The organism is Erythrobacter litoralis HTCC2594 (assembly GCF_000013005.1).
Classification (GTDB): domain Bacteria; phylum Pseudomonadota; class Alphaproteobacteria; order Sphingomonadales; family Sphingomonadaceae; genus Parerythrobacter; species Parerythrobacter litoralis_A.
The window spans coordinates 1687996-1709723 of the sequence record NC_007722.1 but is presented as its reverse complement, the minus strand read 5'-3'; the positions used below and the strand labels follow the sequence as shown (position 1 = coordinate 1709723).

Below are 21728 nucleotides of genomic sequence, written 5' to 3'. Positions count from 1 at the left end.
GGGCGGCAGTTCCATGAAAATAGCGGTTTTTCCCGGCGATGGCATCGGCCCCGAAGTGACCCGCGAGGCGGTGCGCGTGCTGGAGGCGCTGGGCCTGCCTGGGCTGGTGCTGTTCGAAGGCGATGTCGGTGCCGCCGCCTACCGCAAGCACGGCCAACCGCTGCCCGACGAGACGCTCAACATGGCGCGCGAGGCGGATGCGGTGCTGTTCGGCGCAGTCGGCGATTCTTCGTGCGATGGGCTGGAGCGTGCGCTCCGCCCCGAACAGGCGGTGCTGGGCTTGCGGGCCGAACTCGGCCTCTTTGCAAACCTTCGCCCGGCGACGCTCTTTCCGGGGCTGGAAGAGCATTCCGCGCTCCGCCCTGAAGTCGCCCGCCAGATCGACCTGCTGATCGTGCGCGAGCTCAATGGCGATGTCTATTTCGGCGACAAGGGCCAGCGCCGGACCGAAGACGGGCGGCGCGAAGGCTGGGATATAATGTCCTATGCCGAAGACGAGGTCCGCCGGATCGCCCACACCGCATTCCGCGCGGCGCAAGGGCGCGGCAAGAAACTGACCAGCGTCGACAAGGCCAATGTGCTCGAGACGAGCCAGCTGTGGCGCGACGTGATGATCGAAGTGGCGACCGACTATCCCGACGTCGCGCTCGATCATCTTTATGTCGACAATGCCGCCATGCAATTGGTGCGCGCGCCGGGCCAATTCGACGTCATCGTCACCGGCAATTTGTTCGGCGACATCCTGTCGGACCAGGCCAGCATGTGCGTCGGCTCGATCGGCCTGCTGCCCAGCGCTTCGCTGGGTGAGCGGCAAACCGCGCACGGCACTTTTGGCCTCTACGAGCCGATCCACGGTAGCGCGCCCGATATTGCCGGGCAGGGCAAGGCCAACCCACTCGCCGCGATCCTCTCGGCGGCGATGATGCTGCGGCACAGCTTCGGCAGGGAAGCCGAGGCCGAGCGGATCGAAGCGGCAGTCGGCGCGACAGTGCGCGACGGCATTTTCGGCGCGGATCTCGGTGGCAGCGCTTCGACCGAGGAAATAGCTGACGCGGTGCTGGAACAGCTTTAAGGCGCCGGGCCGATGCTCGACCTCGCCATCATCCTGCCCACGCTCGACGAACGCGAGAATATCGCGCCGCTGGTCGATCGGCTCGACGCCGTCTTGGGCGACATCGCGTGGGAAGCGATCTTTGTCGACGACAACAGCGCGGACGGCACCGCCGAGGCGGCACGCGAACTGGCGCGCACCGACAGCCGCGTGCGGGTGATCCAGAGGATCGGGCGGCGAGGGCTCGCCAGCGCCGTGATCGAAGGCGCCTGCGCCACCGCCGCGCCTTACATCGCTGTGATGGACGCCGACCACCAGCACGATCCCGCGCTGTTGCCCAATATGTTTAAAACCGTGCGCAGCGGCAGCGCCGATGTCGTGGTGGCGAGCCGATTTCTGGCGGGCGGCACGGCGGCCGGACTTTCCAGCGAGCGCCGCGAGAAAGGCTCGCGGCTAGCCAATGCGCTGGCCCGTCGTCTCACGCGGACCGAGCTCAGCGATCCGATGAGCGGCTATTTCCTGCTGGAAACCCAGCGCGTGCGCGACCTTGCGCCCAGACTGGCCGGGATCGGCTTCAAGATCCTGCTCGACATCCTCTCGGTTGCGCCCGAGCCATTGCGCGTCGCCGAAGTGCCGCTGCAATTCGGCGAGCGGCGCGCTGGCAAAAGCAAGCTCGACCGCGCGGTCGCTTTCGAATTCCTAGTCGGTTTGTACGAGCGCTATCTCGGCCAGATCGTCCCGACGCGCTTCATGCTTTTCAGTACTGTCGGCGCGCTCGGCGTCGGCGTCCACATGGGCGTACTGGCGCTCCTGCTCCTGCTCCTCGGCAGTGGCTTCGCGCTCGGGCAGGCGGTGGCGACCTTCACCGCCATGACCTTCAATTTCTGGCTCAACAACTGGCTGACCTACCGCGACCAGCGGCTGAAGGGCACGGCGCAACTGCTAAGGGGCTGGATCGGCTTCTGCCTGACCTGCTCCGTCGGTGCGCTGGCCAATATCGCGCTGGCCTCCTGGCTCGAGGCTAATGGACTCTTCTGGGCGCTCGCCGCGCTGGCGGGGATCGTGATCGGTGCAGTCTGGAATTATGCGCTGTCCAGCCGGTTCGTCTGGGGGCGTTTCTAGCGCCAGCCGTCGATCCAGGCCCAGGTCAGAAAGCTGCCCGATGCCTTCAACCGCATGGCGGTCAGGATCGGAAAGAAGAAAGCGAACAGCGCCGCGCTCGCGACCAGCACGCCATAACTGACTTTCGGCCAACCCCTGTCGCGCAGCTCGTCCAGCGCCAGGGCGAGGGCGGCGAGCAGGAAGCAGCTCGGCAGGAAATAGTGATAGTAGAACTGGATCGGCTTGGCGGCGAAGATCCAGAAACCGAGGCTCAGTATAAAGAGCAGATAGACCGCGAGCGCATCCATCCGCTTGTGGCGAACGGCGGCCCAGCCGGTCCACAGTACCGCCGCCAGGCCCACCAGCATGGTCAGCGGATTGCCGATCAGCAAGACGCCGCGCTGTGCCCCGTCGACCTCCTCGTAAAGGTACCAGATGCCGCGCAGGTTGAGCAGCCACTGGTGCCAGGTACTCTGGTAATTGTGCGGCTCCTTCACGCTCTGCTGCATCTCCAGCATCATCGCCTGGATCGCGACGAGACCCCGGTCCCCGAAAGGGTTTTCGGATGCCCACAGCAGAGGCGCGAAGCTGGCGGCATAGACGGCGAGCGGGAGCAGGCCGAGCCAGAGCGCGGCCTCTAGCAGGCTGACGCCGGGCACGGGCCCGCCGCGTCGGCTCAGAAGCAAGCGCCGCCTGCCCGCCATCAGCCGGACGACGAAGAACGTCAGCCCAGGCACGACGGCAAGCGGGGCGGCATTCCACTTGGTCGCCATGGCCGCGCCCAATGCGAGGCCTGCGATAATGAGGCGCTTGCGGCCTTCTTCCGGCGCGCGCACCGCGCGGGCGCATTGCCACAGCGCGACGGCGAAGAAGCCGACCATGATCCCGTCGAGCATGGCGATGCGCGCATGCACCAGCAGGAAGAAGCCGGTGCCCAGCAACCACGTATAGGCGAGGGTGGCGAAGCGGCTGCGGCTCGCCTCCCACAACGCACGCGAAAAAGCGAAAAGGGCCAGTCCTGAAAACAGCGCCGGAAAGATGCGCCATCCAAGCGGCGTGTCGCCGAACAGCGCGATCCCGATGGCGAGGATGATCTTGCCCAGCGGCGGGTGTTCGGAATTTAGCCAGACACCGCCCTCCAGCATCGATCGGGCCGCCGGCAGGTAATGCACTTCGTCGAAATAGGCGATCGAGGGGACCTGGATCTGCCATAGCGCCAGCGCGAGGAAGAGCCACACCAGTGCCAGCGTCGGCATCAGGGGATCGGGTGATCGTTCGGGCGCCGACAGCATGATGGTCGCAGGCGTTACTGTGGCCGAATCGCTCGCGCAAGTGCGGATCGGGCGCGTTGGCGACACACTTGGTCGTGTCGCATCCGTGCCGATCGCCAGCGCAGGGAACAAAACCGGCGCGGCGGCGTCTTTCCCCTGACCCGGTCGCGCTAGATCGCTGGAAAGACTATGGAACTTACCAAACGCCTCACCATCCTCGTCGCCATAGCCTGTGTGCTGCTGATGCCGCTCGCCACGCAGAGCGTTGCGCGCGGTTCGATGAATGCGGCGCAGGCAGAGCAGCAGGAGGCCGACGCTTCGGGCCTGGCCGCGCTGGGCGCAGTCGTGCTCGTTGCGCTGGCCATCGTTTTCACGTCGCCCGAGCCGGGTGCGGAATAGGGCTACCCAGGCGCTGCAAAAAGGTTTATCGTTCTAGGAACTTAATCGCCCGACAGCCGTTCGGGGCGTGGACATGGAGAAAACATCAATGAAACTAATGAAATCGCTTGTATTCGCCGGCGCCGCCGCCGGTTTGGTCGCCGCCCCGATCGCGGCGCAATCGACTCTCCGCACGGCCGCACCGGTCGGAGACGCGGAAGAGCTCGACGGCGGCATCGGACCCGCCTTCATCATTCTCGCGCTGGCCGGCGCCGGCATGGCGATCCTGCTGCTGACGGACGACGACGATCCCCAAAGCCCCTGATCGCGGCCTATACCAGATACCATAAAGGACCTAAGAAGCCTGAACGGAGCCTCCCAGTGGGGCTCCGTTTTTTATGCGCGGAACGAATCAGGCAGTGCGGGCGGCATGGCGTTCGAGCCAGAACAGCCGCGCCACCATGGCCAGCAGTCCGATGCTGGCGGTGAGCGCAACGAAGATTGTCCACGGCACCACATGCATCCCCGCCGCACGCGCCCGGGGCAGGATAAAGAACAGCGCGATGCTGACCGCGATCAGCAGGTCGTACCAGACCTGCGTTCCCCAGTAGTTGAGGTTATGGTTGGCAATGACCTGCCCCACGCCTTCGCGTGCGATGGTGAATGCGGTGAACAGAGCGAAGGCGATCGAGAGGCCGGCGGCAGCCAGGGGCGAGCCGGTCGGCTCGCGATTGACGACGATATAGATCAGGATCGGGCCGACCAGCGCCGCGCCGATCAGGAAGAGAAGGGTGAAGGTGTCCATGGCTCAGCTCCGAGTCGGATGTAGCAGGTGCTACACTTGTAGCGTTATGTAGCAGTCGCTACAAGACCCGCATGGCCAGATCCGCAATGTCCCGCGAAACCTTGCTTCCGGCGATGGCTGCCCATGTCCTCGAACACGGTCTGGTGGGGCTGAGCCTGCGACCGCTGGCCAAGGCTGCCGGTACGAGTGATCGCATGCTGATCTATCATTTCGGTAGCAAGGATGCATTGGTGGCCGCCTTGCTCGACCATCTGGCGGGCCTCTTCACACTGATGCTCGACGAGGCCTTCCCCATGGGGAGGGCGGAAAGCCGCAAGGCCTGTTTCGAAAGCGTCATGGATAGTACCGCACAGCCGGAATTCCGGCCGTTCTTCGGGTTTTGGTGGCATGTTGTCGCTGGCTGCGCGCGCGGCGAGGGCGCCTATCTCGATGCCGCCGGTCGGATCATGGACCGCCTCCTGCAATGGGTCGAGGAGCATTTGCCACCGGACGATCCCGACCCGGCGGACGGCGCGCGCCAGGTGTTGACGCTGATCGAGGGCGCACAGATGCTCGATGCCGTCGGACGCGGAAAAATAGGGCGTTCTGCAGCGGAGATATTCGACTGAGCGGGAAAGCTGCGCTTTCTGCCGTGGACCGATCACCGGGGAGAGCGTGTCGCGGCCCAGCTAATAACTTGCCCAATTCATCGCTTTCGCCATCTTTTCGTCGCAATTATCCTAGACGTAGGCGGATGCGTATGCTTGATGCGATTTGAAGAGGCCGTGAGAGCCTCTCGTGACAATAGGTCGACGGGTCGCACTTAGGTACCTAAATACTTGAATTGGAGTAATAATATGAAACTCAAGAGCATGGCTCTCGGCATCGCCGCACTCTCAGCTGCCATGGCTCCTGTTGCTGCATCGGCCGTTTCGGCCGATCGCGTTTCGGCCCCGGTCGAAGCAACGAGCGAGCTTGAAGGTGAGAACGGCATCCTGATCGCAATCCTTGCGGCTGCTGCAGTCATCGCGGGCATCATCATCATCGCCGATGATGACGATCCCGACAGCCCGTAAGCACCGGCTACACTATCGAGAGGGCGGGGCCGCGAGGTCCCGCCCTTTTTCTATGCGCGTCGTGACTAGCCCGCGCTTCGCTGCAACCTGCCGTTGCCGCACCTAAAGCGCGCGCCGCTTGCCGCCCGCCCGCTCGCTGCGTAAGCGGCATGGCATGAAGAAGACTACCGGCACCGACCGTTCCGTCACCCGCAACTGGCGCCCTGCCACCCAGGCGGTGCGCGGCGGCACCTGGCGCAGCGAACACGGCGAGACCAGCGAAGCGCTGTTCCTCACCTCCGGCTACACCTACGACGATGCGCGGACCGTGGCGGACCGCTTCGCCGGCGATGCCGAGGGCATGACCTATTCGCGTCTGCAGAACCCCACCGTCGCCATGCTGGAAGAGCGCATCGCGCTGATGGAAGGGGCCGAGGCCTGCCGCGCGCAGGCGAGCGGCATGGCGGCGATGACCGCCGCCCTGCTGTGCCAGCTATCGACCGGCGATCACATCGTTTCGGCCAAGGCCGCCTTCGGCTCGTGCCGCTGGCTGGTCGATCACTTGTGCCCGCGCTTCGGGATCGAGACGACGGTTATCGACAGCGCCGACAATGATGCCTGGGAGGCCGCGATCCGGCCCAACACCAATGTCTTCTTCTTCGAGACTCCCGCCAATCCCACGCTCGACGTGGTCGACATGCAGCATGTCTGCGACCTCGCCCGGGCGCACGGCATCACCACCGTGGTCGACAACGCTTTCGCTACCAGCGTGCTGCAAAAGCCGCTCGACTTCGGGGCCGACGTGATCGCCTACAGCGCGACCAAGCTGATGGACGGGCAGGGCCGCGTGCTCGCCGGTGCGGTGTGCGGCAGCGAGGAGTGGATCAACGAAGTCCTGTTGCCGTTCCAGCGCAACACCGGGCCGAACCTTTCGCCCTTCAATGCCTGGGTGGTGCACAAGGGGCTCGAAACGCTCGAGCTGCGCGCCATGAAGCAGAGCGAGAATGCTGTCGCACTCGGCGAGTTCATGGAGGATCGGGTGCGCAAAGCCGGTGGCACGATGCTCCACCCGGGCCTGCCTAGCCATCCGCGCCACGATCTCGCGATGAAGCAGATGCGCGCGACCGGCCCGATCTTCGCTTTCGATGTCGGCAGCCGCTCCACCGCCTTCGCCGTGCTCGATGCGCTCGCGCTGGTCGATATCTCCAACAATATCGGCGATGCGCGCAGCCTCATGTGCCACCCGGCCAGCACGACCCACGCCAATATGGGCGCAGAAGCGCGTGCGGACATGGGCGTGACCGAGGGTCTCCTCCGCATCAATGTGGGGCTGGAGGATATCGAGGATCTGAGGGAAGATCTCGACCAAGCGTTCGCGGCGGCCGGTCTTTAGCGCGCGGACAGCATCCGCCTCTCCAGCACGTCGATCTCCTCCCGCAGGGCAAGCGCGACGGTCAGTGCGCGCCCGCAATCGTCATTGTCGGTCAGGGCTGCAAGGCTCGCCAAGTCGGCGGTCGCCAGCGCGTCGATTAGCAGCGCTTCGTCCCGCGTCATGCGCGGCGCGCAGCACGGGGCGACGCTGATATTGCGGTTCGAACATGTCGCGACCTCGTGCATGAAGCATCGCAACAGCGCGAGCGGCCGGCGAAACCCGCTGCCGAAAACCTGCATTGCGAGCATCGTCGCTGATGCATCGCGCAGCCCGTAAATCGCCATCTTGCGGGCCAGCAGCACCAGCACCTTGCGCGACGGATCGCGGGGCAGCGGCAGCGGGAGACAACACGATGCGGGGCGGGGGTTGCGATTGTTCCCGGGCACGAATCTCTCCTTCGCCTGCGATCTAATGCGAATGAGAATGAGTTGCAACAAGAGATGATGCGAGTACGCTGAGGTCGTCGCTAATCCGATTGTTCGCCGGTTGCTTCTCCACCATCCGGATCCCATCGCTCGGTGAAGGGAGCGCTCGCAATCAGCAGGAGCAGCACGCCGCCTGCAACGATGGCGGCCAACCAGACTTCGCCCATGCCGCAAATGACGCCAATAGCCCCGGCGCACCAGATGGCGGCTGCCGATCCGGCGCCCTGGACGAAGTCGCCACGCCGAAACATCGCGCCGGCGCCGATGAACCCTATGCCGGTGATCACGCCCTCGATCACCCGGGTCGGATCGATCTGTGCTTGCTTGTCGCTTTGCGATTGCAACAACTCGATCGAACCGATCAGCAGGCCGCATGCCGCCAGCGAGATGATGACGAACGGCCTGAAATCGATCGGCTTGCGGCGCAGAAAGCGTTCCAGCCCGATCAGGAATGGGAGCAGCGCTGCCATGCCGACGCGCAACGCCACGTCGAGCCAGGTCATCGTGTCGGGTCGAAGCGATGCGAACAGTTCTGTCATATATCTGCAACGTTGCGGGGGCGACAAGTTTCCGGCAAGCCGAAAGGGACTTTATAGCTCCCTTTTCGAAAGGCGACCTGCATGACCAAAACCGTCGAGTTCATCTTCGATTTCGTCAGCCCCAACGGCTATCTTGCATGGTATCCGCTGCGCGATCTCGTCGCGCGGACCGGGGCGGAACTGGTGGTCACACCGGTATTCCTAGGCGGGATGCATAAGCTGACGGGCAACGCGCCGCCGATGATCCGCGACAAGGATGTGAAGGGCAAGGTCGAGTATTCCCTGCTCGAAATGCGTCGCTGGATCGACAGGCACGGCTTCGACAAATACCGCCTGCACCCGCAATTCCCGTTCAACTCGGTCACTCTCCAGCGCATGCTGCTGGCGGTCGAGGGCGAGGAACGGGTCAGGCTGGTCGAGACGCTGCTGCCGATGCTGTGGGAAGAGGGCGTACCGGTTGACGATCCCGCCGCCATCGGCAGGGGCCTCAGTGATGCCGGCTTCGACGCCGAAGAGCTCCTCGCCAAGACGCAGGATCCGGCGATCAAGCAGCAGCTGGTCGACAATACACAGTCCGCCGTCGATCGCGGCGCCTTCGGCATCCCGACGTTCTACGTCGACACCGGCGGCGAAGACGAAATGTTCTTCGGCAAGGAACGGCTGGTGCAGATCGAGGAAATGCTGGCGGGCTGAGCCCTCCGGCCGCGCTCACCGGCTGGCGAGCGTGGGGCTGAAGCCCGAAGTCATCTCGCCCGGCGCAAGGTCGTGATGAGCGGGACGGGTCACCGGCCTGGCGGTGGTTCTGGCTTGTGTCGCCGCCCAGGAAAAGTCCGAAATGGCAGGGGGCGTCGACGGGTCCGCGCTCGCCAATCGTGCGTTGCCGGGGGCGATGGTGGTACCGGTGCTGCCTGCTTCATCCTCATACAGCTCCGGTTCGTCTTCGAGAGCGTCATCGTCTTTCGGACCGAGCTCGTTGTCCGGGGTGAACCCGCTCATGTCGTCGGCCACGGCCGCGCGTTGGCGGAGCTCTCCGCTATCCATACTCGCAATCTGCGAAACTTGGCCTTCTTGCTGCATCATGCTGGCGACAACGAGCAGGACGGCGGCCACAAGCATGAGTGAAGTTTTCGGATTCACGGACCCCTCCTCAAATCGATTCATATTTCGAGCATGCGGACACCGGCGAGGACGAGCCTGAGCGCTGGTGGATGCCCGAAAGATCGCGGGCGTTGCGGACGTTGAACGCGGCCTCGCTGCGGATCGCTGCGGCGGGCAGGAATTTGCTGGTCAGCGTGTTGTTGACTAGCGGCTGGTAATCGTATTCGATTTCCACGAACATGATCGCTTCGCCCGATCCGGCCTGCAGTTCCTTGCCGCTCTCGCCCATCCCGGGAAAACCCGTTCCCGTCGCGCCGGTCCCTTCGCCGCCATAGGAAGAGCCGACGACCTTTTTGCCCATGCAGCGTTGCCACTTGATTGTCTGGCCGCCGTCGCCGTTCCGTTCGAGGCTGCTCAGGACGATACGGCCGTTCTCGAACAGGTCGATGCCGTTGCCGGCCTGGATCCCCACGCCGATGAAGAGATCGTTGATGTCGCCTTCGTAGATTTTCTGCGCGACCAGCGAATCGCGGTCGCCGATGCGCGAGGCGTTGTCGGCGATATGCATTGCCGCCTGGCTGATCCGCATGTTGACCACCGCCTGGTTCGCCATCTCGATACCGACGACGCCCATCAGCAGGATGATCGGCGAAATGAATGCGAATTCGACCAACGCCACGCCGCGCGTGTCGCGGACGATGCGGCAGAGCGCATGTATCCGGCGCAAAAAGCTGTGCGACCCCGGCCTCATCACGGGCAATTCAGGACGACCGGATCGCGATCGCCCTGCTCGTTATAAGGCTGGTTGCGCAGCACTGTGGCCCCTTCGATGACGACATCCTTGCTCATACCCGGCACGAAGCTGTGGAACGGGAACACCCGTTCGAAACTGGCGCTGGCACCGTAGAGAACGGCATCGCGCGCCCCGCCCAGGCCGTCGGCCCCGCGGTCCGCATCCCATACGCCGTTGCCGTTCACATCGTCGAACGGTTCGCCGTTATTGCAAATGCCGTCTTCCGATCCGGACGTATCGGTAAAGTCTTCGGGAATGCCGACATCCTCGAAATTGGCGTAGTTCTTGCGCGTGAAGGTAAGCGTTGCCCCGGGGATGACAGTCTGCACGTTCTTGCGCACGGTGTCGTCCAGTGCGGCACTGTTTGAGCCCCCGCTCTCCAGCGTCGAAGCGCGCGCCGCTTCCTGCACGGCGCCCTGGACGATCGACTGCGCGTATATCTGGAAGCCGAGGTCGAACAGCGCCATGAGGATGACGGCGAACACCGGCATCGCGAAGGCGAATTCGATGATCGTCACGCCGTCTTCGCGGCGCGCGATTCTCTTGAGAAGCGATGTCCTGCGCATGGCGACCCCGTCAGTTCACCAGCCGCAGTTCGGCAATCGAACCGGCGATGTCACGGAAGCGGGAATCGAGTTCGGAAGAATTCGCCGCCGTCAGCGCCCGCGAGGTCCCCGTCGCGCACCCTTGGGTATAGGCGCTGTGCGGCAAACCGAAGGCGATCGACCAGATGGTCACGTTCTTGTTGCGGATCGCCTTGCAGATGGCTTCGAGACGTAAATTGTGGATCGCCGCGAGCTGGTTCTCGGTCCAGCTGCCGCTGGCTGCGAACCCTGCCATGCGGCCGTCCATGTCGTAATTGCCGTAGGCGGTCGTGTTGCTCGGGCTGGCTCCCATTTCGCCATCGGTCATGAAGATCACGTGGCGCGAGATCGGATCGCCGTTGGGCGCGCTGGCATTGTCGGCGGCGAAGATCCCGTCAGGAGAAATCAGGCGACCGGCCCAGATCATTCCGATATCGTGCATCGTGCCGCCCTTGGGCGACAGGGCGTTGATGCGCGACACGAAGTCTGCGTTACGTGCGCTGCCGTTGAGCAGGTATTCCTGCAATTTGTGCGTACGATTGGGGCAATTGTAGCCGCGCGTGGGCTTGTCGTCCGTCGTCTCGAGCGTCGCGGGGCCGCCGCGATCGTAGGTGATCTGCGGCCACATCGGGTACCATTGTGTCTCGGGCTTCGATGAATCCGGCACCAGGTCGATGTCGAGGTCGTGGGCGCCGGTCGGGAGCGGATCGAAGGACGAAGCGGCGATGGTCTGCCGTTCCTCGATGCACCCATTGGTCCAGGAGCTGGAAACCCAGCCGCCATTCGAACCGGTCCGCGTCGACACGCTGGTGCCGGTCTTGAAACCAGAAATATCCATCGCCTTTTCGAGATAGACATATTTGTCGAACTCGGTCCGGAAGGTTTCCGGCTTGACGTCATCAGGGCCGGCGATGGTTTTCTTGGTGATGTTGGCGACACAAGCAGCCTTTTCGGCCTTTTTCCATTTGTCGCCCCAGTACTCATCGTCCCAGGTTACGCTGTTGATTTCCCAGATTTCGCTGCCGACCGTGTAGCTCTGACCGGCATAGTCATAGCAATCCTTGTCTTTCTTGGCGTTCTTGTTCGCGTTCCAGTGATAATGCGCGCTGTTGCCCGAACCGAGCTGGCTCGGCTGGCGCGGCAGCAGTTCTGTCACATTGGTTTCGCTCAGGATGTCGCCTTCTTCGACGCCATCGTTATTGCTTACCTGTTTCCATTTCGGTTCGCGGGTCTGGTAGTCCCAGCTATCGGCGAGATAGTCGATGCCTGTCGTGGTGCTGAGCGTCAAAAGCTCGTCGCCGACACTGACCGCGCCGTTGTAGGGCACGATCCCGATCCGCACCCGCGTGCCGGCTGGCTTTGCCGCCATGACGACATCGTAGAAAGAGAACACCGCGTTCTTCAGCGCTGTAATGCGCTTGGAACCGGTCGTGCCGTTGGAATTCATCGATCCCGACATGTCGAGCACGAGGACGACGTCGATATTGGGAAGATCGAGCTCTGCGCTGCAGTTCACCGCGATATCGATCTGCGGCACGTTGAAGACCTTCATCAGCGTCGTCGGCACAGATGCGGTGGCGGCGCCGTCCATCTGCGTCGCGGTGCCGGCGCTCAGCGTGTAGCCGACATTGGTCGTACCGTACATTCCGCTCGGGAAATTGGTGTCGAAGAAATTGTCGGCCTTGTCCTGGATATTGGCCGGGATGGTGCCGTTGCTGATCGAAGACCCTGCCAATTCCTTGCGCGCAGCGAGCGTTGCGGCATCGCAAGCCTGCTGCAGCCGCGACTTGGCCAGGTACATCCGGCTCGCATCGACCCCGCCGCCGACCACACCGACAAGCGGAATGATCGAAGCCGCCCCGATGGCCATCATATTGGCTTTCCGATCGCGAAGCAGTCGCGATAACAAACCCCACCTGCTCACTTGCCCGTGCCTCCAATACGTCTCCGGTCGACGGTATCTACAAGCAAGGACTTAAGGTTGTACGAAGACTTCTTTTACTCGATGGTTACCAACGCAGGCGCCGGATGGTTCGACGGCTGCACGAGAAAGCCCTCGCAGGGCGCGGGAACGCGTGTTCAGCCCGGGTTGATGGGATGCGGGCTATATCGACACCTACTGATGCAGCTTCGCCACGCTCGAACCGCAGCGGCGCGCGAAGTGGATAAATAGCCTTTTGGCCCCCTTGCGGGGCGCGCGGGCACAGTTACGGTCTCGAATCGCTATGAAAGAACTCTTCCAGCACGCCGCCAACACCGACGACGTCATCGTGCGCGTCGCGGTCAATTTCCTGCCCGAACAGAGCCAGCCGAGCGCGGGCAAGTGGTTCTGGGTCTACCATATCCGGATCGAGAACCATTCGAACGAGCGCGTGCAGCTGATGACCCGCCACTGGCGCATCACCGACGCGCGCGAGATGGTGAACCATGTCGATGGCGACGGCGTGGTCGGCGAACAGCCGGTCCTGCGCCCGGGAGAGAGCCACGATTATGTCAGCGGTTGCCCGCTCGGCACGCCTTACGGTTCGATGGAAGGCTTCTACACCTTCCACCGCGAGGATGGCTCGAGGATGGAAGTGCGCATCCCGTTCTTCCCGCTCGCCGCGCCGGAGACGGCCGAGAGGTAGGTTCGCGAAGGGACGCCTCGTCCTTCGCAGTTGCGGTATTGAAATCGTCCCTCTAAATCCCCCGCACGATGAAGCGGACCCATCTCCCCCTCAACGCCTTGCGCGTTTACGATGCTGCGGCGCGGCACCTCTCGTTCACCCGCGCGGCAGACGAGCTGGCGGTGACGCCCGCCGCGGTCGGCCAGCAGATCCGCGCGCTGGAAGATCATCTCGGCACCGTGCTGTTCCGCCGCACCTCCAAGGGCCTCGAACTCACCGAGGAAGGCGCCAGCGGCCTCGACGCCTTGCGCGAAGGTTTCCTCAAGTTCGAGGAATCGGTTCAGAACATGCAGGCCGGTCAGGCGAGCGACCGCTACACCATCGCCGCCCCGCGCGAATTCTACGCCCAATGGCTCGCCCCCAGGCTCGCCGCCTTCCGCGAGCAGAGCCCCGGCGTGCACTATTCGCTGGTCGAGAACGAAAACGCCGATTTCACCGAGGCCAACCTGGACGTCGCGATCCGGCTGGTCGACGGCCCGGGCGATCTCGAGGGAGTCGAGCTTGCCCCTGCGCGCCGCGTGGTGGTGGCCGAGCCCGGCTATGAGGGCGACGACTGGATCGACTGGCCCGGCGCGCCGCTGCCCGAAGGCGTCAAGGCGACGGTGCAGGTCGGCAATGCCGGCCAGGCGCTCAGCAGCGCGATCAGCGGCCTCGGCAAGGCGGTGTTGCCCTATTTGCTGGTCGAGGAGAGCATCGAAGCGGGCAAAGCCGAGATCCTCGAAGGCCCCGACGAAGGCCGCCGCGCCTACTGGCTGGTCGCGCCGCTGCCGCAATGGCGGCAGAAGAAGGTCAAGGCGCTGATCGCCTTTCTGACTTCTTAGTTTGTCGCAGCCACATCCGTGGCTGCGTCCCCGGTGCTGTTCCTCCTTTCAGTCGGGCACCTGCGGGCGGGCGCCTCCGGCGGGCTACCGCCTGACGGCTACTTGAGCCCACGCCCTTGCCGGGCCTCCACCGGCCCGGTCCTGGTTCTAGCCCTCGAACGCCGCGAACACCGCCGCGATGCCGGGCGGGTCGCACTCCTCCTTCAACACCGCCAAAGCGCCGGCCACATCGAGCATCCAGCCGCTGGTGGTCCCGTCGGGCGCCCCGTCGCGCGCCTGCGCCTTGCCGCCCAGCGACAGGGTGAACTCGATCGCGCGCCGGTTCTCCGCCAGCGTATCGACATGAAACGCTTCGATCCCCTCCTCCTGCGCGTCGAGCAGGATCGTCGCCGTCAGCAGCTTGCCGAGCCCGCGCCCGTGCCACGCATCGAGGATGGCGACGGAAAACTCGGCACACTGCGGATCGTCCTCCTCGCGAAAGACATGCACCGCGCCGATCGCCGGCTCGCCCGGCGCATCCGTGGCAATCGCGCCCCAGGCAAGGTGCCGGTCGCCGTCGGCATCGAGCAGCCGCTCGATCACCCAGTCGGGCGGCGTGCGCGCGCCGGAGAAGAACCGCAGGTAGCGCGATTGCGGGCTCATCTTCGCGATGCCTTCGCGCATCCGCGCCTCGTCGCCCGGCCGGATCGTGCGCAGGCACACCGCCTCGCCATCCTCCAGCACCGTGTGCACGACCCGCCCGTCGGGGGCGGCCGGGGACGCAGGTGGAGGAGGGGGCGGCGTGGCCATGGCGACGGGTATAGCAGAAAGACGGCGCCCAGCCCCTATTCTTCGTCATTCCCGCGCAGGCGATAACCCAAGGCAGGGTGCTCGACCAGACTTCCCCAGGCTCCGGCTTTCGCGCGCGTGACGGGAGGGCTCAATCGCTCACCATCCGCTCCACCATTTCCTCGATGATCTCATCGTCGAGATCGGGATAGTGCCCGCGATAGGTTTCGCGCCACCTCGTTCGCTCCGCTTCGGTCTCGTCCCCGTCGTCGCCTGTTGCGGCCGCTTCGCACTCGCGCAACGTCGCCTCGCGCGTTTCGGCCCGGGCGGCTTCGACGCGGCGCTCGATTCGCTTCTCGAGCGCTGCCGCCTCGCGCTCGGCGGCGGCGATCTCCTCCAGCACCTCGGCGCGGATGCTGTCATAGACCGGGTGGCCGGGGCCAAGCTGCTGGACGCCGTATTTCCCGGAGAGCCGGTGCTGCAGCAGGAAGCGCAGCATAACATTGTCCGGCTTGTCCCAATAGCCGAGGATTTCGCCGCCCGAGACGATCGGCGTCGGCGTGCCCTGCAGCGCGCGTTCGAGTGCGCAATCCTCCAGCCGCTGCACGCCCCGCTCGAGCGCCGCCTCCCACGCCGCGCGAAAGCCCTCCGCCCCGGGCCGCTGCCGCAACTTGTAGAGCGCCTCCATCGACTTGCCGATCGACTTCGCCGCCTGCGTGACGATCCCGGTGGCCGCGAGCGTGGCGATAAACGCGCGCTGGAGATCGGGCGTGATGGAGTTGGACCGCGGCGCGACATGCGGCACCGGCTCGAACGCGAGCAGCGGGTCGTCCGGCGCAGGTGGGGGAGCGATATGCGCGACGGCGGAGGTGGCCTGGCGGGCGATCTTGCGGGTAGGAAGGGATGGTGGGTCGAGCATAGCCCGCAGGCAGATTGCAAATTTCAGGCGTGTAGGAAAACGATATTGTGTTGATTAGGCAGCAATTGGTGTTGGCAATCTTTTTCTGATCAGCTCGACTGTTCGTTCTGCGAAGCGCAAGTGCGGGGAAACGATCATAAGCTCCTTGCCCGTCCGTTTCTTATTTGCGGAATAGCTGATCCCGAATTCGATCTGGTCAAAGTCACGATAAAGGTCTGATATTTCATCGCAATTATCGTATGTCACGATCCATGGTTTGGATAGATGGGCGATAGCATCTCTAACGGCAGAGTGATCATCCTTTCCGTAAAAGTTCGTATAAAGTGACGATCCTTTCTCATAATATGGTGGGTCAATCATATAAAGCGTGCGCTCTGACAAGGTTACATCGCTGCTTTGTAGAAATTCGACTGCATCAAGATTAGTTAGATGGATGGAATTTCTATATCTGTTGATCTTTCGGATTTTTTGGACCAAGTTATATTTATTAAATCTGCAATCAATCTTATAATTTCCTTGTTGTTGGAGGCCCCCAATGATTCCACCTGACCCTATGATCCCCGACCGATTTGTGCGGTTCAAGAAGAACGTCGCGAACCCCAATTTGAGAGGTGCTGACGTGTCAGCCTCCCGGTAGATCGACTTTTGATGATGCCACTCGTCGACGGTTATCTCGCAGCGATCGATAAGTCGGATTAGCTCTTCAGCGTGGTTGATCACGCTGTGCCAGAAGCTCCAAATGCCAGGGTCCAGGTCATTCAGGTGAATATCCGAGACTTGCCGGGTATACAGCAAATGCAACGCGAGGCTTGCGCCGCCAGCATATGGCTCGACGTAGTGCGCGCGGCCAATACCGTTCTCCCGAATTAAAGATGCTGTAACTTCAGCAAGCGCCGACTTTCCGCCGGGGTAGCGCAGCGGGGATTGAGAACGAGCCATACGCCTCAATCCTCCAACTGAGCTTGAAGGGCTAGCACTAGCATCGGAGTGATAACCTCCATATCACTGATAATCTGGCGATGGTCGAATGAACCACTTTTTGCATGGTGCTTGGTGGTATTGCCGCCTGACGACAAACGGGTCAGCGCTTCGTGGATGACGCCTGCCTCGTTGTGATCGATGCCGTAGGTCGCCATTCTACCATTCTTGCCCCTCGTAAAAAATGACGGAAAGGAGGTGTCTTTGTTCGCCCCGCAAAGTTTCGCGCTGCTTTCGATGAAGGCCCAAGCGCCTACGGCAATGATCTGAGTATTCGTGTTAGCGCTGACCTTCGTAAGCGATGAGTAAAGACCGATCAGTTTCTGTGCATCGAGTTTGTCGAGGACACGAACGAGATCGTTTGAGCGCTTTATTTTGTTGGAAGTGCGCGGGCGCGGAGGTGGCGGGCTCGGGCTGGGCGGGGGGCTCGGAGTTGGCTCGGGATTCGTGGCGTCGTCCTCTTCAGCTAAAGGCCCAACGTCGGCCTCCTCCTCAATCGTTGCCGCGTATTTCGCAATGTCTGAGTCGTTGGAGCGGGAATTTATCTCGCCAGATAACAGATCGTCTACGATCACCTGTAGAAGCGCTGCCATATCGGCGTCGCTTCTGCGAAAGGTGACGTTCTCCGGGTCGGAATCATCAACGCCAAGAACTTCTCGCATCGTTGGTTTCTCGACGAAACGCTGGAGCGTCGTCAGTTTGCCTTTGCGCTCGCTACGGGAGATTAGGCCTTGAGTTTCGGCCATCTCCAAAAGTTCGAACGCAATGGCGTTCTTTCGCGTGGGATTGTCTCTGTGCTGCTCGTCCGGCCCCCAATCCTTCCGCCCACGTCCATCCTGCATGCCGTTGTGAATGTTGCGCATCCAAAATCGTAGCTCTTCGTGATCGTCAAACGAGCGACCTTCGATGTTATCGATTGGATCGACTTCATCGGAAAGTCTGCGAAAGCGTTTGCGCCATTTTGGCGGGGCGAGGTCGGGATCGTTAAGCAACATTACGGCGCAGACACGGCGATTGCCTTCCCAGACCTCATAAGCCGGCTCCGAACTGCCCTCTTCGGTAATTTCCACCACGCCGAGCAATTCGAGAGGGTTCGTTTTGTGCTGAGCTATACTTTTTGCTAGCTCGTATACCTGTTCATCCTCGAGTAGATATTCGATGATCTCTTCCGGATCGGTGATTTCGCCATGACGAGGATTCGCCTCGTACAGGTGAATACGATTTACAGGAATTTGAAATACTTCACTCGGCATAGCGACCCCCTCTCGCTGCTTTTTGATTCCTTCGGCCGAAACGTCAACCCTCCCTTGACCCACCCCCCACTCCCCGCTAATGGCGCGCTCAACCGAGGCCCTCTTGCGAGTCTCCTCGGGCAATAGAGCTGAACATTGGCGTTTCAGTCCCGGGGCCTGGTGCTGCGTGCACCGAGGCTCTTTTCTATTGGGCATTCATGGATGGGCCCCTGCCTTCGCAGGGGCTGCGCTTCCCGGAAGGGGAGCCTTCCGGAAAGCTTGGGGCTAGCGTCAAAGTAACCCGGTGTCCGATGTCGGGTGGAGTGTTTCAGTTTCGCGTTTGTGCAAGATGTCCGCTGCGCGGGCGTTCTTGTTAGCTGGACCCCGGATCAAGTCCGGGGTGACGGCAAAATGCGAACCTGCTTCTCTTCACCTTGCACCATGGCCACCGCCACACGGTGAAGAGAAAGAATTCTATGCCGACGATCAACCAGCTGGTCCGCAAGGGCCGCGTTCCGCAGAAGGCCAAGTCGAAGGTCCCTGCGATGGAGCAGAACCCGCAGAAGCGCGGTGTCTGCACGCGCGTCTATACCACGACGCCGAAGAAGCCGAACTCCGCCCTGCGCAAGGTCGCCAAGGTGCGCCTGACGAACCAGCGCGAAGTCATCTCCTACATCCCGGGCGAAGGCCACAACCTGCAGGAGCACTCTGTCGTGCTCATCCGCGGCGGCCGTGTGCGCGACTTGCCGGGCGTGCGTTACCACGTCCTGCGCGGCGTGCTCGATACGCAAGGGGTCAAGGACCGCAAGCAGAGCCGTTCGAAGTACGGCGCCAAGCGGCCCAAGTAAGGAGTGGGTCGGCGCTCGCCTGATTGCACCCGTCATCCCAGCGAAAGCTGGGACCTCGTGCCACCAGGTCGAACGTCAACTGGCAAGTTTCTGAGATAGAGCGCCAGCGGAGAAAGATCCCGGATCAAGTCCGGGATGACGTTTTGAAGACCTCCGCTTCGCTCCGGACATTTGGAGATTAAAGAATGTCACGTCGTCGTCGTCCCGAGAAACGGGAAATCCTGCCTGATCCCAAGTTCGGTGATCAGGTCCTGTCGAAGTTCATGAACAACCTGATGCTGGACGGCAAGAAGGCCGTTGCGGAAGGCATCGTCTACACCGCGCTCGACACTGTCGAAGCCAAGGCGAAGACCGATCCGGTGCAGCTGTTCCATGATGCGCTGAACAACATCAAGCCGCAGGTCGAAGTGCGCAGCCGCCGTGTCGGTGGTGCGACCTACCAGGTACCGGTCGAGGTGCGCCCCGAGCGTGCCCAGGCGCTGGCGATCCGCTGGATGATTTCCGCCGCGCGCGGCCGTCCGGAAACCACCATGGCAGCGCGCCTGTCGGGTGAGCTGATGGATGCCGCCAACAACCGCGGCAATGCGGTCAAGAAGCGTGAAGACGCGCACCGGATGGCCGAAGCCAACCGCGCCTTCTCGCACTACCGCTGGTAAGGTTGTGAGCGGGCGGGGCGCTGGCCTTGGGGCTCGCGTCTTCCCGCTGTCACAATCGTCACTATATGGGGGCCTGACCGCTGAGCGAGCGGCCCCCACAAGACGCTAAGGATAAGAATTATGGCCCGCGAGTATCCGCTGGAGCGCTATCGCAATATCGGCATCATGGCTCACATCGATGCCGGCAAGACCACCACGACCGAGCGTATCCTCTACTACACCGGCAAGTCCTACAAGATCGGCGAAGTGCACGATGGTGCCGCGACGATGGACTGGATGGAGCAGGAGCAGGAGCGTGGCATCACGATCACCTCTGCTGCGACGACGACGTTCTGGACCGCCGAAGATGCGACCAAGGACCCGATGTCGGATCCCGAGACGCTGCGCGAAGGCCAGCCCAAGCACCGCATCAACATCATCGACACCCCGGGCCACGTCGACTTCACCATCGAAGTCGAACGCAGCTTGCGCGTCCTCGACGGCGCGGTCGCCGTGTTCGACGGCGTTGCCGGCGTCGAACCGCAGTCCGAAACCGTCTGGCGCCAGGCCGACAAGTACAAAGTCCCGCGGATGTGCTTCATCAACAAGCTCGACCGCACCGGCGCCGATTTCTACTACTGCGTGCAGTCGATCATCGATCGCCTCGGCGCAACGCCGCTGGTCCTCTATCTCCCGATCGGCGCGGAAAGCGACCTTCAGGGCGTGGTCGACCTCGTCAACATGCGCGGTATCGTGTGGCAGGCCGAAGACCTCGGCGCGAAATACGAATTTGTCGAAATCCCCGCCGACCTTGCCGACAAGGCTGCAGAATATCGCGAAAAGCTCGTTGAGACTGCCGTCGAGCAGGACGACGATGCGATGGAGGCATATCTCGAAACCGGTGAGGCGCCCGATGCTGCAACGCTCAAGCGCCTGATCCGCAAGGGCACCATGGATCGCGCATTCGTGCCCGTGCTGTGCGGTTCGGCATTCAAGAACAAGGGCGTCCAGCCGCTGCTCGACGCCGTTGTCGACTACATGCCGAGCCCGCTCGACGTCCCGGCGATCAAGGGCGTCCTGCCCGACACCGACACCGAAGAGACGCGCCCGTCGTCGGACGACGAGCCGTTCTCCGCGCTCGCGTTCAAGATCATGAACGATCCGTTCGTCGGCTCGCTCACCTTTACCCGCATTTATTCGGGCAAGCTCTCGAAGGGGCAGGTCCTGAACTCGGTGAAGGACAAGAAGGAAAAGATCGGCCGCATGCTGCTGATGCACTCGAACAACCGCGAGGACATCGATGAAGCATTCGCCGGCGATATCGTCGCGATCGCGGGCATGAAGGATACGACGACCGGCGACACGCTGTGCGACCCGGCCAACCCCATCATCCTCGAGCGGATGGAATTTCCCGATCCGGTTATCGAACTGTCGGTGGAACCGAAAACCAAGGCCGACCAGGAAAAGATGGGCGTCGCGCTCAACCGCCTGGCTGCCGAGGATCCGAGCTTCCGCGTCAGCACCGACCACGAAAGCGGCCAGACGATCATCAAGGGCATGGGCGAGCTTCACCTCGACATCCTCGTCGATCGCATGAAGCGCGAATTCAAGGTCGAAGCCAACGTGGGTGCACCGCAGGTGGCCTATCGTGAATCGCTCGCCCGTGAAGTCGAAGTGACCTACACCCACAAGAAGCAGTCGGGTGGTTCGGGTCAGTTCGGTGAAGCCAAGGTTGTCGTCACCCCGGGTGAGCGCGGCCAGGGCATCATTTTCGAAGACGAGATCAAGGGCGGCAACATTCCGCGCGAATATATCCCGTCGGTCGAAAAGGGCATGCGCGAGCAGGCCGAAAGCGGCTATCTGGTCGGCTTCCCGATCATCGACTTTACCATCCGCCTGATCGACGGCAAGTACCACGACGTCGACTCCAGCACGGTGGCTTTCGAGATCACCGGTCGCGGCGCGATGCGCGAAGCGGCCGAACGTGGCGGCATCAAGCTCCTCGAGCCGATCATGAAGGTTGAAGTGGTGACCCCCGAGGATTACCTCGGTGACGTCATCGGCGATCTCAACAGCCGTCGCGGCCAGATCCAGGGCACCGACAGCCGCGGCAACGCCCAGGCCGTCGAAGCTTTCGTTCCGCTCGCCAACATGTTCGGATACGTCAACGAGCTGCGTTCGTTTACCCAGGGCCGCGCCCAGTACACGATGCAGTTCAGCCACTACGACGAAGTGCCGGCGAACGTCGCACAGGAAGTCAAGGAGAAGCTTGCCTAAGGCGAGCAACAGGTCTAGGGGCGGCGCCTGATTCAGCGGGCGCCGCATCCTCTCCCGCAGGAATTCAATTTCA

At 62.6% G+C, this 21728-nt stretch carries 25 protein-coding genes; 13 read left to right on the top strand and 12 right to left on the bottom strand.

What is annotated here, in order from left to right; translation table 11 throughout:
• Positions 1-13 precede the first annotated feature (13 nt).
• Both leuB and EL2594_RS08250 read left to right on the top strand, forming a co-directional pair.
• Complete coding sequence (gene leuB / locus EL2594_RS08255) at positions 14-1072, top strand: 3-isopropylmalate dehydrogenase (RefSeq protein ID WP_011414589.1); 1059 nt, start codon at positions 14-16, stop codon at positions 1070-1072.
• Positions 1073-1084: 12 nt separating this feature from the next.
• The gene (locus tag EL2594_RS08250) at positions 1085-2173 is read left to right on the top strand and encodes a glycosyltransferase family 2 protein (protein ID WP_011414588.1); all 1089 of its coding nucleotides are present in this window, start codon (positions 1085-1087) and stop codon (positions 2171-2173) included.
• Here EL2594_RS08250 and EL2594_RS08245 read toward each other — a convergent pair.
• Positions 2170-3408 carry a phospholipid carrier-dependent glycosyltransferase gene (locus EL2594_RS08245; RefSeq protein WP_233994247.1) on the bottom strand — a complete coding sequence of 413 codons (1239 nt, stop codon included), beginning with the start codon at positions 3406-3408 and terminating at the stop codon, positions 2170-2172. The two genes, EL2594_RS08250 and EL2594_RS08245, sit on opposite strands and share 4 nt — an antisense overlap.
• 204 nt (positions 3409-3612) lie before the next feature.
• Between EL2594_RS08245 and EL2594_RS08240 the strand changes: the two genes are divergently transcribed.
• Together EL2594_RS08240 and EL2594_RS08235 are read left to right on the top strand one after the other, a co-directional pair.
• A complete protein-coding gene (locus EL2594_RS08240; protein WP_011414585.1) occupies positions 3613-3822 on the top strand; it encodes a hypothetical protein in 210 nt (69 codons plus the stop codon).
• 88 nt (positions 3823-3910) lie between these two features.
• Positions 3911-4126 (top strand): hypothetical protein, encoded by a 216-nt coding sequence (locus tag EL2594_RS08235; RefSeq protein WP_155806019.1) that lies wholly within the window; start codon positions 3911-3913, stop codon positions 4124-4126.
• Between the two features lie 87 nt (positions 4127-4213).
• On the opposite strand, the gene EL2594_RS08230 is transcribed toward EL2594_RS08235, so the two are convergent.
• Positions 4214-4606, bottom strand: coding sequence for a hypothetical protein (locus EL2594_RS08230; protein ID WP_011414583.1), 393 nt, complete (start codon positions 4604-4606; stop codon positions 4214-4216).
• 71 nt (positions 4607-4677) lie between these two features.
• Between EL2594_RS08230 and EL2594_RS08225 the strand changes: the two genes are divergently transcribed.
• From EL2594_RS08225 to EL2594_RS08215, 3 genes are all read left to right on the top strand, one after another.
• Positions 4678-5214: a TetR/AcrR family transcriptional regulator gene (locus tag EL2594_RS08225; RefSeq protein WP_233994245.1), complete on the top strand. Its 537-nt coding sequence runs from the start codon at positions 4678-4680 to the stop codon at positions 5212-5214.
• A 228-nt stretch (positions 5215-5442) separates the two neighbouring features.
• Entirely contained in the window at positions 5443-5661 is a 219-nt protein-coding gene (locus tag EL2594_RS08220) for a hypothetical protein (protein WP_011414581.1), read from the top strand.
• Positions 5662-5815: 154 nt separating this feature from the next.
• Positions 5816-7033 (top strand): trans-sulfuration enzyme family protein, encoded by a 1218-nt coding sequence (locus EL2594_RS08215; RefSeq protein ID WP_011414580.1) that lies wholly within the window; start codon positions 5816-5818, stop codon positions 7031-7033.
• Here the strand turns inward: EL2594_RS08215 and EL2594_RS08210 are convergent.
• Together EL2594_RS08210 and EL2594_RS08205 are read right to left on the bottom strand one after the other, a co-directional pair.
• Positions 7030-7458, bottom strand: coding sequence for a DUF6628 family protein (locus EL2594_RS08210; protein WP_049762459.1), 429 nt, complete (start codon positions 7456-7458; stop codon positions 7030-7032). The genes EL2594_RS08215 and EL2594_RS08210 overlap by 4 nt on opposite strands.
• Before the next feature lie 80 nt (positions 7459-7538).
• Positions 7539-8036 carry an MgtC/SapB family protein gene (locus tag EL2594_RS08205; RefSeq protein WP_011414578.1) on the bottom strand — a complete coding sequence of 166 codons (498 nt, stop codon included), beginning with the start codon at positions 8034-8036 and terminating at the stop codon, positions 7539-7541.
• 81 nt (positions 8037-8117) lie between these two features.
• On the opposite strand from EL2594_RS08205, the gene EL2594_RS08200 reads away from it, so the two are divergent.
• A complete protein-coding gene (locus EL2594_RS08200) occupies positions 8118-8729 on the top strand; it encodes a 2-hydroxychromene-2-carboxylate isomerase (protein WP_011414577.1) in 612 nt (203 codons plus the stop codon).
• A gap of 15 nt (positions 8730-8744) precedes the next feature.
• Here EL2594_RS08200 and EL2594_RS08195 read toward each other — a convergent pair whose 3' ends face one another.
• From EL2594_RS08195 to EL2594_RS08180, 4 genes are all read right to left on the bottom strand, one after another.
• Positions 8745-9152 (bottom strand): hypothetical protein, encoded by a 408-nt coding sequence (locus EL2594_RS08195; protein ID WP_011414576.1) that lies wholly within the window; start codon positions 9150-9152, stop codon positions 8745-8747.
• A 31-nt stretch (positions 9153-9183) separates the two neighbouring features.
• A complete protein-coding gene (locus EL2594_RS08190; RefSeq protein WP_233994243.1) occupies positions 9184-9813 on the bottom strand; it encodes a TadE/TadG family type IV pilus assembly protein in 630 nt (209 codons plus the stop codon).
• Positions 9814-9884: 71 nt separating this feature from the next.
• On the bottom strand, positions 9885-10493 hold the full coding sequence (locus tag EL2594_RS08185; RefSeq protein WP_011414574.1) for a TadE/TadG family type IV pilus assembly protein: 609 nt from the start codon (positions 10491-10493) through the stop codon (positions 9885-9887).
• Positions 10494-10503: 10 nt separating this feature from the next.
• On the bottom strand, positions 10504-12384 hold the full coding sequence (locus tag EL2594_RS08180) for a VWA domain-containing protein (protein WP_011414573.1): 1881 nt from the start codon (positions 12382-12384) through the stop codon (positions 10504-10506).
• Positions 12385-12736: 352 nt separating this feature from the next.
• On the opposite strand from EL2594_RS08180, the gene apaG reads away from it, so the two are divergent.
• Together apaG and EL2594_RS08170 are read left to right on the top strand one after the other, a co-directional pair.
• Positions 12737-13138: a Co2+/Mg2+ efflux protein ApaG gene (gene apaG, locus EL2594_RS08175; RefSeq protein ID WP_011414572.1), complete on the top strand. Its 402-nt coding sequence runs from the start codon at positions 12737-12739 to the stop codon at positions 13136-13138.
• A 68-nt stretch (positions 13139-13206) separates the two neighbouring features.
• Complete coding sequence (locus EL2594_RS08170; RefSeq protein ID WP_011414571.1) at positions 13207-13998, top strand: LysR family transcriptional regulator; 792 nt, start codon at positions 13207-13209, stop codon at positions 13996-13998.
• A 147-nt stretch (positions 13999-14145) separates the two neighbouring features.
• Here the strand turns inward: EL2594_RS08170 and EL2594_RS08165 are convergent, their stop codons facing one another.
• The 4 genes from EL2594_RS08165 to EL2594_RS08150 all read right to left on the bottom strand — a co-directional run bounded on the left by EL2594_RS08165 (position 14146) and on the right by EL2594_RS08150 (position 17916).
• Positions 14146-14787 (bottom strand): GNAT family N-acetyltransferase, encoded by a 642-nt coding sequence (locus tag EL2594_RS08165; RefSeq protein WP_155806018.1) that lies wholly within the window; start codon positions 14785-14787, stop codon positions 14146-14148.
• Between the two features lie 130 nt (positions 14788-14917).
• Positions 14918-15685, bottom strand: coding sequence for a hypothetical protein (locus tag EL2594_RS08160; protein ID WP_011414569.1), 768 nt, complete (start codon positions 15683-15685; stop codon positions 14918-14920).
• 54 nt (positions 15686-15739) lie between these two features.
• On the bottom strand, positions 15740-16624 hold the full coding sequence (locus EL2594_RS08155; protein ID WP_011414568.1) for a DNA adenine methylase: 885 nt from the start codon (positions 16622-16624) through the stop codon (positions 15740-15742).
• 5 nt (positions 16625-16629) lie between these two features.
• A complete protein-coding gene (locus EL2594_RS08150) occupies positions 16630-17916 on the bottom strand; it encodes a hypothetical protein (protein WP_155806017.1) in 1287 nt (428 codons plus the stop codon).
• Between the two features lie 455 nt (positions 17917-18371).
• Between EL2594_RS08150 and rpsL the strand changes: the two genes are divergently transcribed.
• From rpsL to fusA, 3 genes are all read left to right on the top strand, one after another.
• The gene (gene rpsL / locus EL2594_RS08145) at positions 18372-18743 is read left to right on the top strand and encodes a 30S ribosomal protein S12 (RefSeq protein WP_006831873.1); all 372 of its coding nucleotides are present in this window, start codon (positions 18372-18374) and stop codon (positions 18741-18743) included.
• A 185-nt stretch (positions 18744-18928) separates the two neighbouring features.
• Complete coding sequence (gene rpsG, locus EL2594_RS08140) at positions 18929-19399, top strand: 30S ribosomal protein S7 (protein WP_011414566.1); 471 nt, start codon at positions 18929-18931, stop codon at positions 19397-19399.
• Positions 19400-19519: 120 nt separating this feature from the next.
• Entirely contained in the window at positions 19520-21655 is a 2136-nt protein-coding gene (fusA, locus tag EL2594_RS08135; protein WP_011414565.1) for an elongation factor G, read from the top strand.
• Positions 21656-21728: the final 73 nt, after the last annotated feature.

Coding starts and splice junctions, on each gene's coding strand:
- leuB (WP_011414589.1), top strand. CDS start 14: ATGAAAATAGCGGTTTTTCCCGGCGATGGCATCGGCCCCGAAGTGACC.
- EL2594_RS08250 (WP_011414588.1), top strand. CDS start 1,085: ATGCTCGACCTCGCCATCATCCTGCCCACGCTCGACGAACGCGAGAAT.
- EL2594_RS08245 (WP_233994247.1), bottom strand. CDS start 3,408: ATGCCGACGCTGGCACTGGTGTGGCTCTTCCTCGCGCTGGCGCTATGG.
- EL2594_RS08240 (WP_011414585.1), top strand. CDS start 3,613: ATGGAACTTACCAAACGCCTCACCATCCTCGTCGCCATAGCCTGTGTG.
- EL2594_RS08235 (WP_155806019.1), top strand. CDS start 3,911: ATGAAACTAATGAAATCGCTTGTATTCGCCGGCGCCGCCGCCGGTTTG.
- EL2594_RS08230 (WP_011414583.1), bottom strand. CDS start 4,606: ATGGACACCTTCACCCTTCTCTTCCTGATCGGCGCGGCGCTGGTCGGC.
- EL2594_RS08225 (WP_233994245.1), top strand. CDS start 4,678: ATGGCCAGATCCGCAATGTCCCGCGAAACCTTGCTTCCGGCGATGGCT.
- EL2594_RS08220 (WP_011414581.1), top strand. CDS start 5,443: ATGAAACTCAAGAGCATGGCTCTCGGCATCGCCGCACTCTCAGCTGCC.
- EL2594_RS08215 (WP_011414580.1), top strand. CDS start 5,816: ATGAAGAAGACTACCGGCACCGACCGTTCCGTCACCCGCAACTGGCGC.
- EL2594_RS08205 (WP_011414578.1), bottom strand. CDS start 8,036: ATGACAGAACTGTTCGCATCGCTTCGACCCGACACGATGACCTGGCTC.
- EL2594_RS08200 (WP_011414577.1), top strand. CDS start 8,118: ATGACCAAAACCGTCGAGTTCATCTTCGATTTCGTCAGCCCCAACGGC.
- EL2594_RS08195 (WP_011414576.1), bottom strand. CDS start 9,152: ATGCTTGTGGCCGCCGTCCTGCTCGTTGTCGCCAGCATGATGCAGCAA.
- EL2594_RS08185 (WP_011414574.1), bottom strand. CDS start 10,493: ATGCGCAGGACATCGCTTCTCAAGAGAATCGCGCGCCGCGAAGACGGC.
- EL2594_RS08180 (WP_011414573.1), bottom strand. CDS start 12,384: ATGATGGCCATCGGGGCGGCTTCGATCATTCCGCTTGTCGGTGTGGTC.
- apaG (WP_011414572.1), top strand. CDS start 12,737: ATGAAAGAACTCTTCCAGCACGCCGCCAACACCGACGACGTCATCGTG.
- EL2594_RS08170 (WP_011414571.1), top strand. CDS start 13,207: ATGAAGCGGACCCATCTCCCCCTCAACGCCTTGCGCGTTTACGATGCT.
- EL2594_RS08165 (WP_155806018.1), bottom strand. CDS start 14,787: ATGGCCACGCCGCCCCCTCCTCCACCTGCGTCCCCGGCCGCCCCCGAC.
- EL2594_RS08160 (WP_011414569.1), bottom strand. CDS start 15,685: ATGCTCGACCCACCATCCCTTCCTACCCGCAAGATCGCCCGCCAGGCC.
- EL2594_RS08155 (WP_011414568.1), bottom strand. CDS start 16,624: ATGGCTCGTTCTCAATCCCCGCTGCGCTACCCCGGCGGAAAGTCGGCG.
- EL2594_RS08150 (WP_155806017.1), bottom strand. CDS start 17,916: ATGCCGAGTGAAGTATTTCAAATTCCTGTAAATCGTATTCACCTGTAC.
- rpsL (WP_006831873.1), top strand. CDS start 18,372: ATGCCGACGATCAACCAGCTGGTCCGCAAGGGCCGCGTTCCGCAGAAG.
- rpsG (WP_011414566.1), top strand. CDS start 18,929: ATGTCACGTCGTCGTCGTCCCGAGAAACGGGAAATCCTGCCTGATCCC.
- fusA (WP_011414565.1), top strand. CDS start 19,520: ATGGCCCGCGAGTATCCGCTGGAGCGCTATCGCAATATCGGCATCATG.